Origin of the sequence: Enterococcus sp. DIV0008 (genome assembly GCF_050542615.1) — a bacterium.
Taxonomy (GTDB): Bacteria; Bacillota; Bacilli; order Lactobacillales; family Enterococcaceae; genus Enterococcus_D; species Enterococcus_D innesii.
This window is the reverse complement of sequence record NZ_CP172937.1, coordinates 15,287-31,038: the sequence shown is the minus strand read 5'-3', so window position 1 is coordinate 31,038 and position 15,752 is coordinate 15,287. Positions and strand designations below refer to the sequence as shown.

The window sequence follows — 15,752 nt, the reverse complement described above, 5'->3', positions numbered from 1 at the left end:
CGTATCATAAATGGCTCGGTCATCTTCTAATTTACCAGACCAACTTTGTCCCTAACTAAGGTCCCGCAATTTCTTTTCAAGTTCGGCTAATTGTTCCGGTGACCAGGGGGAATTGCGCCGGAAATTTTCAAACCGCAAGTCGGTTTGATGCTCGTGGATGTCTTTTTCCGTTTTTTCCACGCTTTTGTACAATTCCCGTGCCGAAGTCCGCAAGGCACCTTGAGAGAAGATCACCCACTGTTCGGCTAAATCGCTGGTAGCGACGGTGACTTGCGTCAATCGATTGTTTAATTCACCAGCGATTCGTTCGATGTAGCTGTCGGCGGTCTCTCCTTCTTCGGTAAAAATAACTTCCAGCTGATATTTGGTGTAACTTTGTGTCACACCAGGCACCAGTTGGGCATCAAAAACAACGATGATTTTCAACCCTTCATATTTTGCATAATTTGACAGCCGGTTCAGTAAGGCTTCTCGGGCATCTTCTAAACGGTCCTGATTTTTCAAAAGAACCAGCTCCGGCCAAGCGCCAATCATATTGTAGCCATCCACGATCAGCAAAGGGGTTTTCATTGGGACGCCCCATTTCGGCTAGTAAAGGCCTGGTACATTAACAAGCCCGCCGCTACACTGGCATTCAAGCTCTGCACGTGACCGGTCATTGGGATCGTCAGCATTTGGTCCACTTCTTTTTTCAAGCCTTCTCCCATGCCGCGACCTTCGTTACCGATGATCAAACCGACCGCCCCTTGAGCATTCCATGTGCGGTAATCACTGCCGCTCATATCAGTACCAAAGATCCAAAAACCAGCTTTTTTCAGCTGCTGGACTGCTTGGGTCAAATTAGTCACGCGGGCCACAGGAATATGTTCCACTGCGCCAGTCGATGTTTTCACCACGATCGGCGTGATCCCCACCGCACGGTGTTTCGGAATGATGATCCCGTCTACGCCGCTGGCATCAGCGGTTCGCATGATGGAGCCAAAATTATGGGGATCTTCTAGATTATCCAAAATCAGATACAGCGGCTGTTCTTTCGTTTGGGCCAACAATTCATCCAAGGTCAAATACTGGTAAGGAGTGATCGCCAAGATCATGCCTTGATGGACCCCTTGGTCACTCATCGTATCCAGCTTTTGTTTTGGCACCCATTTGACCGGAACTGCCTGTTCCCGCGCCATTTCTTTCAAACGATCGATTTTTTCTCCCCGTGCTTCTTCGGAAAGAAACAGCTTGTTGCCTCGCCCTTCTTTCAAGGCTTCAGCAACCGCATGATAGCCAAAGACAAAATTATCTTCGATGGCTTCTCCAGCGGCTTCTTTGCGGCGATCCGGTCTATTTTCTTGTCTGGCTTCTGATCGGCCAGCTGTTTTTTTATTTGGACGCTTTCTTTGCGGTTTTTCTCGCATCTTCTTCTCCTACTTTCTTTATACACCAGTCTATTAGCTCGTCTAAGCGTTCTTTTTGCTGCGTGAGGTGCAAATACCCGATCAGCGATTCAAAGCCAGTAGCGATACGATACGTCGTGACATCGGCATTTTTGGCACCGGTATGGCTTTTACTATTACGGCCGCGGCGGTAAAAATCATGTTCTTCTTCGGTCAGGATCTCTTCATCCAACATCTTTTGGATCAACGCCGCTTGGGCTTTGGCAGATACATAGTGGGTCGCCATATGGTGCAGTTGGTTCGGTCGAGTTTGGCCTTGGGCGACTAAATAATCGCGAATATAGACTTCATAGACCGCATCCCCCACATAGGCCAATGCCAAACCATTCAATTGTTTATAATCTCTCATGCTTCTCGTCTCCATCGGGTTCCTTGCGGGGTATCTTCTAAGATGATCCCTTGTTCTTTCAACTCATCACGGATTTGGTCGCTGCGGGCAAAATCTTTGGCTTTGCGGGCGGCGATCCGTTCATTGATCAGTTGTTCGATTTCTTCATCCAGCAATTCTTCGGATACAAAATAAATCCCGAAAATCGTCAGCCATTCGCTGAATTTGGCTAATCCAGCGGCTAATAAAGCCAAATCTGTTTCTGGGTCTTCGCTAGCTAAGTTCAGCCACTTCGCCAATTCATAGACCACAGTGATCCCGTTAGCCGCGTTGAAATCGTCGTCCATTTCTTTGACGAAACGTTCTTCAAATTCTTCCAGAACCGCTGCATTGACTTCCTCATCGCTGGCTTGATAGTGACTGCTATTCAAGCGGAATTTGGCATTTTCATAGGTCGTCCGCAATTTTTGCAGATTGGTTTGTGCTTCATGTAAGGTAGTCTCGCTGTATTTGATTGGTCGGCGGTACTGAGTCGTTGCCAAAAAGAAACGCAGCACCTGTGGATCAACTTTTTTGACCATCTCATGCACCGTGACGAAGTTGCCTAGCGACTTACTCATTTTTTCTTCGTCTTCACCGATCGTCACATAGCCATTATGCATCCAATAGTTGGCAAAGGTCTTGCCGGTTTTTGCCTCGCTTTGGGCGATCTCATTTTCATGATGCGGGAAGGTCAAGTCTTGTCCGCCTCCATGAATATCGATGGTCTCGCCTAGGTGTTTGGTCGCCATGACCGAGCATTCGATATGCCAGCCGGGACGGCCGGCTCCCCAAGGAGATTCCCAAGCGATCTCATCGCCTTTTGCCGCTTTCCACAAAGCAAAATCCAACGGATCTTCCTTGATTTTTTGTTCTTCACCGGTCCGCTGGCTTGCGCCGACTTCCAGCTCATCGATGGATTGGTCGCTTAATTGCCCATAGTGAGCAAATTTACGGGTACGGTAATAAACATCGCCATTGACTGGATAGGCATAGCCTTTTTCTACAAGAGCAGCAATAAAGGCAATGATGTCTTCGATATGATCCATCACACGAGGATTCATCGTAGCAGGTTTGACGTTCAGCGCTGCGGTATCTTCATTGAAGGCGTTGATAAAACGCTCTGCCACTTCTGGGGCCGTCGTGCCTAATTCTTTTGCCGCACGAATGATTTTATCATCGACATCGGTAAAATTCATCAAATAGTCCACTGTATAGCCGCGGTATTCGAAATAACGACGTACGGTATCAAATGAAACGGTACTGCGGCCATTCCCGATATGGATATAGTTATAGACGGTGGGTCCGCAAACATACATTTTTACTTTCTTTTCTTCCAATGGCTGAAACACTTCTTTTTCCCGTGTCAGCGTATTATAGATTTTAATCATCGTGGGTAACCTTCTTTCCTTTGATTCGAACGATCTTTGCTGGGATGCCGACAGCAGTTGCTTCTGCGGGGATATCCTTCAAAACCACTGCATTGGCGCCGATCTTTGCACGCTCACCGATTGTGACAGGACCTAAGATCTGCGCATGGGCTGAGAGAAACGCACCGGTTTTGACCGTGGGATGACGCTTGCCTCGCTCTTTGCCGGTTCCCCCCAGGGTGACTCCGTGAAACAAGACGACATCATCTTCAATGATCGCCGTTTCCCCAATCACGACCCCCATCCCATGATCGATAAAGACCCCTTGGCCGATCTGCGCACCAGGATGAATCTCGATCCCAGTCAAGAAACGCCAAAACTGGGCCGTCAGTTTTGCCAAAAAATACCAGCGATGCTGAAACAAAAAATGCGCCCAACGATGCCAAAATAAGGCATGAAATCCTGGGTACGTGATGATGATCTCCAACGTTGATCGTACCGATGGATCGTGTTTTTTTGTTGCCGCAATTGCTTTTTTGAACCAAGTCATCTTCTCACCTACTTTATCCAAACTTCTTGATACGTAAAAAGCGTCTTTCAAATAAGTTTCCTTATTCAAAAGACGCTTTTTTGCGTGGTCCCACTTTTGTTCGCAGTTCGGCACTGCCTTCAAGCGGGTAACGTCCGCTGCTTCGTCTTTGACTTGCGCCAAAGCCACTCCTAGGTGCATTTCTTAGCCTTTTTTGACCACTCTCACCTTCCGTGGCCTCTCTGAAAAAAATCGGCTAGTACTTCGTCTATTCGCTGTGTTTATAACACGTTATTCAAATGATCAAGGGCTTTTTCTTTCCCTAATAATTCAACGGTATCCGGTAGTTCTGGTCCGTGGGTTTGGCCTGAGACCGCCACGCGGATCGGCATGAATAAATTCTTGCCTTTGATGCCTGTTTCTTTTTGGATCTCTTTGATGGCTGCTTTGACTGCCGCAGCCTCAACGACTGGCATCGCCTGTAATTTTTCTTTAAAGGCTGTCAAAACCGTCGGTACAGTTTCTCCTGCCAAGACTTCTTTGGCTGCATCATCTAATTCAGGGTGTTCTTCGAAGAACAATTCCGAAAGATCGACGATTTGTGCCGCAAAACTCATTTGTGGTTGATACAAGGACACGATTTTTTTCAACCAAGCAGCTTTTTCTTCGGTCAATGTTTCTTCGATGCGGCCAGCTTTTACCAAGTAAGGAACGCACATTGCCGTCAATTCATCCAAATCCATTTGTTTCATGTATTGGTTATTGACCCATTCCAATTTCTTGGCATCGAAGGCAGCTGGTGATTTGCTCAACCGTTCAGGATCAAAGATTTTGATCAATTCTTCTTGAGAGAAGATTTCTTCTTCCCCTACTGGTGACCAGCCTAAAAGTGCAATAAAGTTGAACATAGCATCTGGCAAATAGCCCAATTCACGGTATTGCTCGATGAATTGCAGAATCGATTCGTCCCGTTTGCTTAATTTTTTCCCGGTTTCGCTATTGATGATCAACGTCATATGCCCGAATTCTGGTGCTTGCCAGCCAAATGCTTCATAGATCATCAACTGTTTTGGTGTGTTGGCGATGTGGTCATCTCCACGCAGCACATGGGTGATTTTCATATGATGGTCATCCACTGCTACTGCAAAGTTGTAGGTCGGCATGCCATCACGTTTTTGGATGACAAAATCGCCACCGACATTATCTGATTCAAAAACGATCTCGCCTTTGACCATGTCGTGGAATTTGTATTCAGTATTGCGAGAGACACGGAAACGAATCACTGGTTTCAAGCCTTGTGCTTCTTTTTCGGCTTGCTCTTCCGGTGTTAAGTTGGCACATTTCCCTGCATAATGAGGCATTTCGCCACGAGTTCTTTGGCCTTCACGTTCGGCTTCCAATTCTTCTTCCGTACAATAACACTTATACGCACGATTGCTTGCAAGCAATTGATCGATCAGTGGTTGGTAGATATCGCCGCGTTCTGATTGACGATACGGACCGTATTCTCCTGGATTTTCAGGTGATTCGTCCCAATCCATTCCTAACCATTGCAAGTTTTCAAGCTGGCTTTTTTCACCATCTTCAATGTTTCTTTTTTGATCGGTGTCTTCGATTCGGATAATAAATTCACCGTCATTATGACGAGCAAACAAATAATTGAATAAAGCCGTCCGAGCATTCCCGATGTGTAAATGTCCTGTTGGACTTGGCGCGTAACGTACACGTACTTTTGTCATTGTTTTCCTCTTCCTTCATCTGATTTCCAAGCCAGCCAAGCTGCTTGGGGCTTATTGTTCAGTTTAGTGGGAAAGACCCGCGTAAAAAACAGAACCCTCAAGTTGAATTGTACAATCAATAACCCAATTAGTAAAGGCAGCTGGCATATTTTACGCCAGCTGCCTAGGATTATTTCTCTGATTTCGATCCTTCTTTGTTGTCGATGCCGCGACCAGAATGGGCTGGTTTGGCAAAAATCATCCGCCCAGCTGCCGTTTGCAAGGCGCTGGTGACGATCACTTCGATGTGTTCATTCATGTAATGCTGGCCATCTTCCACCACGACCATCGTCCCGTCATCTAGATAAGCGACCCCTTGCTGGCGCTCCGTGCCAGCTTTCACCACTAAGACGTGCATGCTTTCTCCTGGAATCACCACTGGTTTGACCGCATTGGCCAACGCATTGATATTCAAGACAGGCACATTTTGAAATTCAGAAACTTTGTTTAAATTGTAATCATTGGTCACGACGACACCATCCAGCATCTTCGCTAACTTGATCAGCTTGCTATCAACTTCGGAAATGTCTTCAAAATCGCCTTCATACATCTCAACTGCGATGCCTTCTTCTTTTTGCAAAGCATTCAAAATATCCAAGCCGCGGCGGCCCCGAACCCGTTTCAAACTATCGCCAGAATCTGCGATGTATTGCAATTCGTACAAGACAAAATTCGGAATCAGCAAGACGCCTTCTAAAAAGCCGGTTTTGGCAATGTCATAGATCCGACCATCAATGATCACGCTGGTATCCAAAATTTTGTATTTGTGGAAATGGTCCGCGATTTTTCTTTCTAGCATCTGCTGTTCATCTTGCTCTTGCGGCTCTGCCTTTTTGTTTTTCGGGGCAAAGACTTTTTTCCATTCATCGATCCGTGTCGTCCCGATCTGAAAACCGAGATACCCTAACAGGACCATCACTAAGATTGGGGCGATCCCGTTGATAAAAGGAATATCCCAATTGTAAAAAGGAATCGACACGATCACACCGATCATCAGACCGATGATCGAACCAATTGCGCCAAACAAGAGATAGGTTAAGCTCAATTCACTTAGTTTTTCTTCAATTTTGCGAATACCGGCTGCAATATATTTCGCTAATAGTAAAGATAATAAAAAGAAAATAAGGGCTCCAAGCAAACTATTAGTGATGTTATTATTCAGCCATTCATTTTGGGTTTGCCCAATGGCTTGCCATGCGATAGGCATCAGTGAGATCCCCAGACTTGCTCCGGCAAGTACCATTAGTGCGGTAATGACTCGTTTCTGCATACATGTTCCTCCATACTCCAGTAGGTTTCTTTTGTTCAAAAATCCGTGCTGCCAAACAGGCTCTTTCCGCCAGTCAGCGGTTGTCGATCGGTTGTTTAGTTCAAATGAATGAACCAGCAGCGTCAGGGCAAGAGGAAGGGAGATTGCCCCTTGCTCTTGCGTTGACTCCACTTTAACGGAAGACTTTCCGTAAGGTTTCGGCTAAGGTAGACACGCCTTCGACTTCGATGCCTTTTGGCGGCTGCCAACCAGTCAGATTATTTTTCGGCAAATAAACTTTTGTAAAGCCCAGTTTTTGTACCTCTTTGACCCGTTGCTCGATCGCGTTGACTCGGCGAATCTCACCTGTCAAGCCAATTTCACCGATAAAACACTCCGTCGGGCTGGTGCCTTTTTCTTTGTAGCTGGACGCGATACTAACAGCGATCGCTAGATCGATCGCGGGTTCATTTAATTTGACCCCGCCGGCTGCTTTTAAGTAGGCATCTTGATTTTGCAGCAGCAAGCCTGCCCGTTTTTCTAAAACCGCCATGATCAGCGAGACCCGGTTGAAGTCTAGCCCCGTCGTCGTGCGTTTGGCATTGCCGAACATCGTTGGCGTGACCAATGCTTGGATCTCCACCAAGATTGGCCGACTGCCTTCCATTGCCACTACGATCGCCGATCCGGTTGCGCCTTCTAAGCGTTCTTCCAAAAAGACTTGTGACGGATTGGCGACTTCTTTCAACCCGCCTTCTTCCATTTCAAAAATCCCGATCTCATTGGTGGATCCAAAGCGGTTTTTGACGGCCCGCAAAATCCGAAAGCTGTGGTGCTTTTCACCTTCGAAATACAAGACGGTATCCACCATGTGCTCCAGCATCCGCGGTCCTGCGATCGAGCCTTCCTTCGTCACGTGGCCAACGATAAAGATGGCGATGCCATTGGTTTTAGCGATTTTCAGCAATTCTGCGGTCGTTTCTCGCACTTGGCTGACACTGCCTGCCACACTGGTGATATCCGGTTGGGTCATGGTTTGGATCGAATCGATGATCACATAATCTGGACGGATGTTTTCGATCGCTTTACTGATCTCTGACATGTCCGTTTCCCCATAGAGATAAAATTCCGTGTCGATGGCGCCTAAGCGCTGCGCCCGCATTTTGATCTGCTCGGCACTTTCTTCTCCTGACACATACAAGACCGTTCCGCCGATCGCTGCTAATTGCTGGGAAACTTGCAAGAGCAGCGTCGATTTTCCGATCCCGGGATCCCCACCGATCAAAATCAAGGAACCTGGGACCACGCCGCCGCCTAAGACGCGATTCAATTCAGCCAGTTTCGTTTGGACCCGCGGTTCTTTTTTCGGTACGACATCGGCGATTTTCGTCGGCTGCATCTTTTGACCGGTCAATGTTGTTCGTACACGACGATCAGCAGTTTCTTGGATCACTTCTTCTACCATTGAATTCCAGCTGCCGCAATTGGGGCATTTTCCTAAATACTTAGGGGAACTATACCCGCAGTTTTGACAGACAAATTGACTTTTTGCTTTTTTTGCCATTGATCTCCTCCACTACTTCTATCAAACAGACCCCCAGGCAGGATTTACTGATTCGAGGAGCCAAAGCCGCCGGTTCGGCTGGCAGTGGTTGTATCTTGATCAGCTTTTAAGAACGGCAAGAAAATTCCTTGACCGATCCGCTCGCCTTTTTTAATGACGACATCTGTGGGGCCGAAATTGGTAAACTGAAACATGATATGCCCTTCATTATCTGGATTGTCATAGTAATCGCTGTCGATGACGCCGACACCATTCGTCAAGACTAAGAAACGTTTCAAAGGATTGCTGGAACGATTTGTCAGCTGCAAATACTCGTCTTCCCCCATATAGGCTTTGATCCCCGTGGGAATCAAGGTTGGCTTCAACTGTTTTGCGGTCTCTTTTGCCAACAGCGCTTTGACCCCGTCGATCACGCCCGCTTTCCAAATGCTTGGCACCACGATTTCTTCCGCTGCTTCAAAGTCGTAACCAGCCGCATGATGGGTGGCACGTTGAGGCAAGGTGATGCTTTTTTCTTTATATGATGTAATAATTTCAAATCCTCGTAATTTCATGGGTTCCTCCAATAATAAAACATATAGCTATTTTAGCATAGGAAGAACTATTTTCTTCATGGAAAACACAATTATCGAAAAGTCTTTACAATTTCTTCGTTTAAAAATAGCTCAAAAAGAAAAAAGAGCATGACGAAATGCCCATTTGCGAGTACAATAGAAAAAATATCAAAAAATAGGCGGTGGCATATGCGCGCAGATCTTTCAAACAAAAACCGAATCGTTGTAAAAATCGGCACCAGCTCGTTGATTTATCCCAATGGTGCCATCAATCTAGCTGGTATCGATGAATTAGCCTTTGTCTTAGCAGCTTTACAAAACCAAGGCAAAGAAATCATCTTAGTTTCCTCTGGTGCGATCGGTGTTGGCATGAACAAGTTGAATTTGAAAGAACGACCCGTGGAGATCCCGCAGCAGCAAGCCGTGGCCGCCGTTGGCCAATCGGAACTGATGACGATCTACAACCAGCGTTTTCAAAGCTATAGCCAGCAGACTGCACAGATCCTGCTGACCAGAGACATCATCGAATATCCCCAAAGCCGTCAAAACGTTAGCAACACCTTAGAACAGTTACTTGCGATGGGGATCATCCCGATCATTAATGAAAACGACACAGTGGCAGTGGATGAATTAGACCATCTCACCAAATTTGGCGACAATGACCAGCTGTCAGCGATCGTCGCTCAGTTGACGAAAGCCGAGCTTTTGATCATGCTTTCTGATATCGACGGCTTTTATTCCGCCAATCCGCTAAATGATCCTGAGGCTGTTTTGTATTCCGAGATCAATGAAATCACCCCGGAACTTTTAGAACAAGCTACGGGAAAAGGCAGTCCTTATGGAACCGGCGGTATGACCAGCAAATTAAAAGCCGCTCAACGTATCTTAGACTTGAACAGTCACATGCTGCTGGCTAACGGCAAGCAGCCGAAAATTATTTTTGACTTGCTCGCAGGGGAACCTGTCGGCACCCACTTTTATCAACGAACGGAGGATGAGCAATGAGCAATTTACAAACGATCGGTCAACAAGCACAAGCAAGCGCCCAGGCATTAAGCTTACTGAGTGCCAGTGAAAAAAACCACCTACTGGCAGCGATGGCCGATGCTTTAGAAAAAGCTACCGAGAAGATTTTAGCTGCTAATCAACAAGATCTAACCGCCGCAAAAGCCAAAGGAACCAGCCAAACGATGCTAGATCGTCTGTTGCTGACAGAACAACGGATCACCGAGATGGCTAACGGCATCCGAGAAGTCGCCCAATTGCCCGATCCAATCGGTGCCGTGGATAAAATGTGGCGCAATGCTGACGATCTTTTGATTGGTCAACAGCGAGTGCCTTTAGGGGTCATTGGCATCATCTACGAAGCCCGCCCTAATGTCACTACTGACGCGGCTAGTCTGTGTTTCAAATCAGGAAATGCCGTGATTTTGCGTGGTGGAAAAGAAGCCTTCCACTCCAATCAAGTCCTCGTGACTATTTTACAAGAGGCATTAGCTGCCAACGGACACTCCCGCCATGCGATCCAGTTTATCGAAGACACGAGCCACGAAACAGCGGCTGAGCTGATGCGGCTGACAGATTACTTGGATGTTTTGATCCCCCGTGGGGGCGCCGGCTTGATTCGACGTGTCAAAGAGACCGCCACAGTACCAGTGATCGAAACCGGCACCGGCAACAACCATATCTACATCGACCAAGCAGCCCAGCTGCCGATGGCTCTGGCGATCGTCACGAATGCAAAGACGCAACGCCCTTCTGTCTGCAATGCCATCGAAACGATCCTCGTCCATGAAGCAGTGGCGGCAGAATTTTTGCCTATGGTAGAACAGCAATTTGCCGATCAAGTCGAATTGCGAGGAGATCAAAAAGCGTTGGCGTTTTTGAACAACGCGCAGCTTGCCACTGAAGAGGACTGGGCAACCGAGTTTTTAGACTATATCTTAGCGATCAAAGTGGTGGCTTCGCTAGAAGAAGCCATTGCCCACATCAATCGCTACAATACGAAGCACTCTGAAGCGATCATCACTGATGATTATTTCGCTTCCCAATGCTTCTTGAAAGAAGTTGATGCGGCAGCGGTTTACGTCAATGCCTCGACCCGTTTCACCGATGGCTTTATGTTTGGCTTTGGAGCCGAGATCGGCATCTCAACGCAAAAACTCCATGCCCGTGGGCCAATGGGGTTAGAAGCACTGACTTCCACCAAATACATTGTTTATGGCGAAGGCCAGATCCGTAAGTAACGATACGCAAAAACAGCCACTTGCTGTAATGCCCCCCAATAGTTAGACTAAAAAGCTAACTTCAGGAGGTCGCTACATGCGCAAGCGGCTTTTTTTCGTCCTCTTATGCTTGTGCAGCCCGCAGAACGAAGGAAAGCGGTTCGATGCCGAACAATTCTGTCAGCACTCGATTGGTTGTGGCAAAAACGTCAGCTTCGCAACTCTTTTTCGGACAAGCAATCGTCTGTCCTTTGCTGGAAAACGCATCCTGACGGCTGCCCTCTACGAAAATTACTTCTTGCGTTCCTTTTTGATAGATCAGTCCTTCGTCTTCTTCTAATAATAAGCGCGTCTGCCACTGATTGATCTGGGCAATGGGCATTACCAAGGAAGCAGCATCCAAGTTTTCTAGCGAAAAACAACGACCATCTGGCAGCTGCAGCGTGAAGGTATTGAGTTCATAAGGCAAACAGGCATTGCATCCTCCTTCTGTGATGACTTGGCTCGTGAGGATTTCTACGTTCATTCTTTTTGACTCCTTTCATGAATGATTCATGTTTAGTTTATCACAAACCTATGGCCCACGGCGGAGCAATTATTCCGCCTTAAGTTGGATGTGTTTCTTTTTCTTTCTTGCTATGCTAAGGATAAGAAAAAAAGTCTAGGAGGAGTCACTATGAATACAGAAAGTTTATTAGGAAGAATCGTTACTGTCGTGGCAGTTTTAATCGCAGCATCTCTTGTTTTATCCGTCGTATTAGGCATTGTTGGTGGGTTGATCGGATTGATCTTCCGTTTCGGGATTCCTTTGTTGCTAGCCGTTTTGATCGTTCGCTGGTTAACCTCGATTCGCCAAAAGCCAAGAAAATATTATCGTTAATTGCAGGAAAACCAAAAACACCTGACTTTCCAACAGTCAGGTGTTTTTTTATCGATCAGCCTAATGCGACATCTAAAACCATCATTAAGATAAAGCCTAGCATGACGCCAAAGACCGCAAAATGGCGGCGACTCGTCAAGGTTTGCTGCGCTTCTGGAATCAATTCTTCCACCACTACATAGATCATAGCACCCGCTGCAAAAGCCAACGCATACGGCAAGACAGCGGACATACTCGTTACCAACAAAGCCCCGATCACACCGGCGATCGGTTCTACGATCCCGGACGCTTGCCCATACATAAAGGCTTTGGTTCGGCTTAACCCTTCTTGACGCAAGGGGATCGAAACGGCTGCGCCTTCTGGAAAATTCTGAATCCCGATCCCGATCGCTACCGAAAGCGCCGCTAAGATCGCTGCTCGCGGATCATCGGCACTAGCCGCCGCCCCAAACGCTACCCCTACCGCCAAGCCTTCTGGGATATTATGCAGCGTGATGGAAAAAAACAGCAAGATCGTTCGCTTCAAATGACTGGGCAAACCTTCTGTTTCATGATTTGGACCAAAATGCATATGCGGGAGCGTCTTATCTGCTGCATATAGAAACAAACCGCCCAAACCAAACCCGATGCTGACCACGAGCCACGGAATATCGCCATTTTCTTCGGCTCGTGCGATCGCAGGATCTAATAACGACCAGAAACTAGCAGCGATCATCACGCCAGAGGCAAACCCCAGCATCGTATTCAGGACATTTTTATTGATTTCTTTGAAGAAAAAGACTAGCGCTGCCCCAAACGCCGTCATACCATACGTAAAGATCGTCCCCGCCAGCGCTTGCTGCCATGGCGACAATCCAACCAACCAATCCACCATTTGTCTGCTCCTTTGTCTAACTATTCTACCAATACTCTAGCATAGGAAGCCGTCAGGTTCTACTAGGAAGGCAACAGCAGCCAAAATTTTTCTTTCACCAGCCCTAAGCCTTTCCTGATGAAATCCTCGGCTTTACTTGAAAGTTTCAACATTCATCGCTATAATGCTAGGAGACTCCATGTCAATTTATATAAAGTGAGGAAAAGAATTGATTACAGTAAGTGATGTAAGTTTGCATTTTTCAGACCGCAAACTGTTTGATGATGTTAATATTAAGTTTACGCCTGGTAATTGTTATGGTTTGATTGGTGCAAATGGTGCTGGTAAATCAACTTTTTTAAAAATTTTATCTGGTGAGATCCAACCTTCGACCGGGAATGTGTCTTTAGGTCCTGATGAACGGATGGCTGTCTTGAAGCAGAACCACTATGATTACGAAGAGTTTCCCGTGATCGAAACGGTCATCATGGGCCATAAACGTCTCTACGAAGTGATGAAAGAAAAAGACGCGATCTACATGAAGGAAGACTTTTCTGATGAAGATGGGATTCGTGCCGCCGAACTAGAAGGCGAATTTGCGGAACTTGATGGCTGGGAAGCAGAGCCCGAAGCAGCTGTTCTTTTGCAAGGCTTGAACATTCCCGATGAATTGCATCATGTCTTGATGAAAGATCTAACTGCTGGTCAACGGGTGAAAGTCTTACTGGCACAAGCCCTTTTCGGTAAGCCAGACGTCTTGCTCCTAGATGAGCCTACCAACGGATTGGATATCCAATCTATCAACTGGTTAGAAGAGTTTCTGATCAACTTTGACAACACCGTCATCGTTGTTTCCCATGACCGCCACTTCTTAAATAAAGTTTGTACCCATATGGCCGATCTAGACTTCGGCAAAATCAAATTGTTTGTCGGCAACTATGATTTCTGGTTGGAATCAAGCCAATTAGCTGCGAAATTACAATCCCAATCAAATGCCAAAAAAGAAGAGCAGATCAAAGAACTGCAAGACTTTATCGCACGCTTTAGTGCCAATGCATCAAAATCCAAACAAGCAACATCTCGGAAAAAAATGTTGGATAAAATCACTCTTGATGATATTCAACCTTCGTCTCGCCGTTACCCGTTTGTCGGTTTTAAACCAGAACGTGAAATCGGGAATGACTTGCTGCAAGTCGACAATGTCAGTGTGACGATCGACGGCAAAAAGATTTTAGACAATATCTCTTTCACCTTGAACAAAGACGACAAAGTCGCTTTTGTTGCCAATAGCGATATCACCACCACAACGCTATTCAAAGTCATCATGGGGGAAATCACTCCTGATACAGGTAGTGTTCGTTGGGGCGTCACCACGCAGCATGCCTACTTGCCAAAAGATACGACCAGCGAATTTGATACGGATACCCCGATCGTTGATTGGTTGCGTCAATACGCAAGCAAAGAAGAAGACGACAATACCTTCTTGCGCAGCTTCCTCGGTCGCATGTTGTTCTCTGGTGACGAAGTATTAAAACCCGTCAACGTTCTTTCCGGGGGCGAAAAAGTTCGCTGTATGTTGTCGAAAATGATGCTTTCAAAAGCCAACGTATTGGTGTTGGATGATCCAACCAATCACTTGGACTTAGAATCGATCACCGCATTAAACGATGGTTTGATGGCCTTCACCGGCTCATTGTTGTTTGCTTCTCATGACCACCAATTTATTCAAACCCTTGCGAACCGTATCATTGCGGTCTCTAGCAAAGGCGTGGTGGATCGTGCCGAAACGACCTACGATGAATTCTTAGAAAACAAAGATGTCCAAAAACGCGTAGCAGAATTGAATCAATAAGTTGCTTTAAATAAAAGAACGCTCCAGTTGCCCGCCACCAAGGCTGCAACTAGAGCGTTATTTTTATTTTGTCTAATACTTCGGGCAGGTTGGGCAGGTTACGCTTGTTCTAAACGGGCTTTGCCGAATGAAAACAGCGCCAAGCAGCCGTAGCCGGTATGACTGGAGATCGTTGGACCTAATGGATAATGATGAATAATAATGTCAGGAACTTTTTCGGTCAAACGCTTGATGAGTTTCTCCGCTGCTTCGGCATCGCCAGCATTGGCAAAATAAACCGTATTGGTTTTTGATTCGTGAAGATTGGCAATGGTTTGATCCACGATTTTTTGGATTGCTTTGTTGCGTCCCCGCACTCGATCAACGCTGCGTAATTTTCCCGCGGTATCGACGGTAATGATTGGTTTCACATTCAACAATCCGCCAATCGCTGCGGCCGTTTTAGAGATTCTGCCGCCGCGTTCCAACTGTTTTAAATCATCGACGGTGACCCATGAATCTAAACGCAGTTTGTTTTCTTCTACCCATTGGCTGACTTCCAGCAACGAACGTCCTTGGGCTTTTTGTTGGGCTGCTTCAGCCACTAAGAAGCCTTCCCCTAAACTCGCAGAGCGCGTATCGATCAAGGTGATCGCAACTTCTTTGTATTCTTCTTTTAGTAAGGCTACGGCTTGGACGGCACTTTGGAATGAGCCGCTCATTCCTGAAGAAAAACCTAAATAAAGGACCGGTGTGCCCGCTTCGACATATGGCCGAAAATATTCCATATAACGTCCGACATTGATTTGAGAAGTCGTCGGTTGCGCATGCTCTTTTAGTTTTCCTAAAAACCATTCCGTATCAAATTCTTTGCCCATATCATCGATATATTCTTTGCCATCTAATTCAATCAGCATTGGAATATAGGCGACATCTAGCTCCGCTAATCTTGCTGCTGGTAAATCACAGCAGGAATCTGTCATGATTTGAAACATGGTTTCACCCCTCTCGTTACCCCCTATTATAGCAAAAAAAGAACAAGACAGAAGAAATTCTCATCAAAAGCAGCCAAACTTATCGTTGACTGCTTTTGACACAGGAGTTCTT

At 46.4% G+C, this 15,752-nt stretch carries 16 protein-coding genes and 1 other annotated feature; of the genes, 4 read left to right on the top strand and 12 right to left on the bottom strand.

Features of this window, described 5'->3' with window-relative positions; all coding sequences use genetic code 11:
* Positions 1-51: 51 nt before the first annotated feature.
* The 9 genes from IGI84_RS00145 to IGI84_RS00105 form a co-directional block, all read right to left on the bottom strand.
* Entirely contained in the window at positions 52-570 is a 519-nt protein-coding gene (locus tag IGI84_RS00145; RefSeq protein ID WP_005226413.1) for an NYN domain-containing protein, read from the bottom strand.
* Positions 567-1,406, bottom strand: a complete 840-nt coding sequence (gene rlmB / locus IGI84_RS00140) for a 23S rRNA (guanosine(2251)-2'-O)-methyltransferase RlmB (RefSeq protein ID WP_010748485.1) — start codon at positions 1,404-1,406, stop codon at positions 567-569. Before rlmB ends, IGI84_RS00145 begins: the two co-directional genes overlap by 4 nt.
* On the bottom strand, positions 1,372-1,794 hold the full coding sequence (locus IGI84_RS00135) for a Mini-ribonuclease 3 (RefSeq protein ID WP_015508687.1): 423 nt from the start codon (positions 1,792-1,794) through the stop codon (positions 1,372-1,374). Before IGI84_RS00135 ends, rlmB begins: the two co-directional genes overlap by 35 nt.
* Complete coding sequence (cysS, locus tag IGI84_RS00130; RefSeq protein WP_015508686.1) at positions 1,791-3,203, bottom strand: cysteine--tRNA ligase; 1,413 nt, start codon at positions 3,201-3,203, stop codon at positions 1,791-1,793. Before cysS ends, IGI84_RS00135 begins: the two co-directional genes overlap by 4 nt.
* Entirely contained in the window at positions 3,196-3,732 is a 537-nt protein-coding gene (gene epsC, locus IGI84_RS00125; RefSeq protein ID WP_061054472.1) for a serine O-acetyltransferase EpsC, read from the bottom strand. The genes cysS and epsC overlap by 8 nt, the downstream gene beginning before the upstream one ends.
* Before the next feature lie 65 nt (positions 3,733-3,797).
* Positions 3,798-3,996: a binding site (T-box leader), on the bottom strand.
* Complete coding sequence (gene gltX / locus IGI84_RS00120) at positions 3,993-5,450, bottom strand: glutamate--tRNA ligase (RefSeq protein ID WP_195265652.1); 1,458 nt, start codon at positions 5,448-5,450, stop codon at positions 3,993-3,995. (Overlaps the previous feature by 4 nt.)
* Before the next feature lie 169 nt (positions 5,451-5,619).
* Complete coding sequence (locus IGI84_RS00115) at positions 5,620-6,759, bottom strand: PIN/TRAM domain-containing protein (protein ID WP_005226396.1); 1,140 nt, start codon at positions 6,757-6,759, stop codon at positions 5,620-5,622.
* 172 nt (positions 6,760-6,931) lie between these two features.
* Positions 6,932-8,302: a DNA repair protein RadA gene (gene radA / locus IGI84_RS00110; protein ID WP_005226394.1), complete on the bottom strand. Its 1,371-nt coding sequence runs from the start codon at positions 8,300-8,302 to the stop codon at positions 6,932-6,934.
* A gap of 44 nt (positions 8,303-8,346) precedes the next feature.
* Positions 8,347-8,856, bottom strand: a complete 510-nt coding sequence (locus tag IGI84_RS00105; RefSeq protein WP_081117601.1) for a dUTP diphosphatase — start codon at positions 8,854-8,856, stop codon at positions 8,347-8,349.
* 189 nt (positions 8,857-9,045) lie between these two features.
* Between IGI84_RS00105 and proB the strand changes: the two genes are divergently transcribed.
* Positions 9,046-9,861, top strand: coding sequence for a glutamate 5-kinase (gene proB / locus IGI84_RS00100; protein ID WP_077453228.1), 816 nt, complete (start codon positions 9,046-9,048; stop codon positions 9,859-9,861).
* The gene (locus IGI84_RS00095; RefSeq protein WP_430600566.1) at positions 9,858-11,102 is read left to right on the top strand and encodes a glutamate-5-semialdehyde dehydrogenase; all 1,245 of its coding nucleotides are present in this window, start codon (positions 9,858-9,860) and stop codon (positions 11,100-11,102) included. The genes proB and IGI84_RS00095 overlap by 4 nt, the downstream gene beginning before the upstream one ends.
* 103 nt (positions 11,103-11,205) lie before the next feature.
* Here the strand turns inward: IGI84_RS00095 and IGI84_RS00090 are convergent, their stop codons facing one another.
* Entirely contained in the window at positions 11,206-11,607 is a 402-nt protein-coding gene (locus IGI84_RS00090; protein WP_077453232.1) for a DUF4809 family protein, read from the bottom strand.
* 150 nt (positions 11,608-11,757) lie between these two features.
* On the opposite strand from IGI84_RS00090, the gene IGI84_RS00085 reads away from it, so the two are divergent.
* Positions 11,758-11,961, top strand: a complete 204-nt coding sequence (locus IGI84_RS00085; protein ID WP_008376766.1) for a hypothetical protein — start codon at positions 11,758-11,760, stop codon at positions 11,959-11,961.
* A 55-nt stretch (positions 11,962-12,016) separates the two neighbouring features.
* Here IGI84_RS00085 and IGI84_RS00080 read toward each other — a convergent pair whose 3' ends face one another.
* Positions 12,017-12,835 (bottom strand): ZIP family metal transporter, encoded by an 819-nt coding sequence (locus IGI84_RS00080; RefSeq protein ID WP_430600565.1) that lies wholly within the window; start codon positions 12,833-12,835, stop codon positions 12,017-12,019.
* 208 nt (positions 12,836-13,043) lie between these two features.
* On the opposite strand from IGI84_RS00080, the gene IGI84_RS00075 reads away from it, so the two are divergent.
* Positions 13,044-14,666, top strand: coding sequence for an ABC-F family ATP-binding cassette domain-containing protein (locus tag IGI84_RS00075; RefSeq protein ID WP_081117596.1), 1,623 nt, complete (start codon positions 13,044-13,046; stop codon positions 14,664-14,666).
* 98 nt (positions 14,667-14,764) lie between these two features.
* Here IGI84_RS00075 and IGI84_RS00070 read toward each other — a convergent pair whose 3' ends face one another.
* Positions 14,765-15,640: a DegV family protein gene (locus IGI84_RS00070; protein WP_008376769.1), complete on the bottom strand. Its 876-nt coding sequence runs from the start codon at positions 15,638-15,640 to the stop codon at positions 14,765-14,767.
* Positions 15,641-15,752: the final 112 nt, after the last annotated feature.

What these genes read in the sequence shown, in the direction of transcription:
- radA (WP_005226394.1), bottom strand. Translation starts at nt 8,302, where the DNA reads ATGGCAAAAAAAGCAAAAAGTCAATTTGTCTGTCAAAACTGCGGGTAT.
- proB (WP_077453228.1), top strand. Translation starts at nt 9,046, where the DNA reads ATGCGCGCAGATCTTTCAAACAAAAACCGAATCGTTGTAAAAATCGGC.
- IGI84_RS00085 (WP_008376766.1), top strand. Translation starts at nt 11,758, where the DNA reads ATGAATACAGAAAGTTTATTAGGAAGAATCGTTACTGTCGTGGCAGTT.
- IGI84_RS00090 (WP_077453232.1), bottom strand. Translation starts at nt 11,607, where the DNA reads ATGAACGTAGAAATCCTCACGAGCCAAGTCATCACAGAAGGAGGATGC.
- rlmB (WP_010748485.1), bottom strand. Translation starts at nt 1,406, where the DNA reads ATGCGAGAAAAACCGCAAAGAAAGCGTCCAAATAAAAAAACAGCTGGC.
- cysS (WP_015508686.1), bottom strand. Translation starts at nt 3,203, where the DNA reads ATGATTAAAATCTATAATACGCTGACACGGGAAAAAGAAGTGTTTCAG.
- epsC (WP_061054472.1), bottom strand. Translation starts at nt 3,732, where the DNA reads ATGACTTGGTTCAAAAAAGCAATTGCGGCAACAAAAAAACACGATCCA.
- IGI84_RS00080 (WP_430600565.1), bottom strand. Translation starts at nt 12,835, where the DNA reads ATGGTGGATTGGTTGGTTGGATTGTCGCCATGGCAGCAAGCGCTGGCG.
- IGI84_RS00135 (WP_015508687.1), bottom strand. Translation starts at nt 1,794, where the DNA reads ATGAGAGATTATAAACAATTGAATGGTTTGGCATTGGCCTATGTGGGG.
- IGI84_RS00095 (WP_430600566.1), top strand. Translation starts at nt 9,858, where the DNA reads ATGAGCAATTTACAAACGATCGGTCAACAAGCACAAGCAAGCGCCCAG.
- IGI84_RS00105 (WP_081117601.1), bottom strand. Translation starts at nt 8,856, where the DNA reads ATGAAATTACGAGGATTTGAAATTATTACATCATATAAAGAAAAAAGC.
- IGI84_RS00145 (WP_005226413.1), bottom strand. Translation starts at nt 570, where the DNA reads ATGAAAACCCCTTTGCTGATCGTGGATGGCTACAATATGATTGGCGCT.
- IGI84_RS00115 (WP_005226396.1), bottom strand. Translation starts at nt 6,759, where the DNA reads ATGCAGAAACGAGTCATTACCGCACTAATGGTACTTGCCGGAGCAAGT.
- gltX (WP_195265652.1), bottom strand. Translation starts at nt 5,450, where the DNA reads ATGACAAAAGTACGTGTACGTTACGCGCCAAGTCCAACAGGACATTTA.
- IGI84_RS00070 (WP_008376769.1), bottom strand. Translation starts at nt 15,640, where the DNA reads ATGTTTCAAATCATGACAGATTCCTGCTGTGATTTACCAGCAGCAAGA.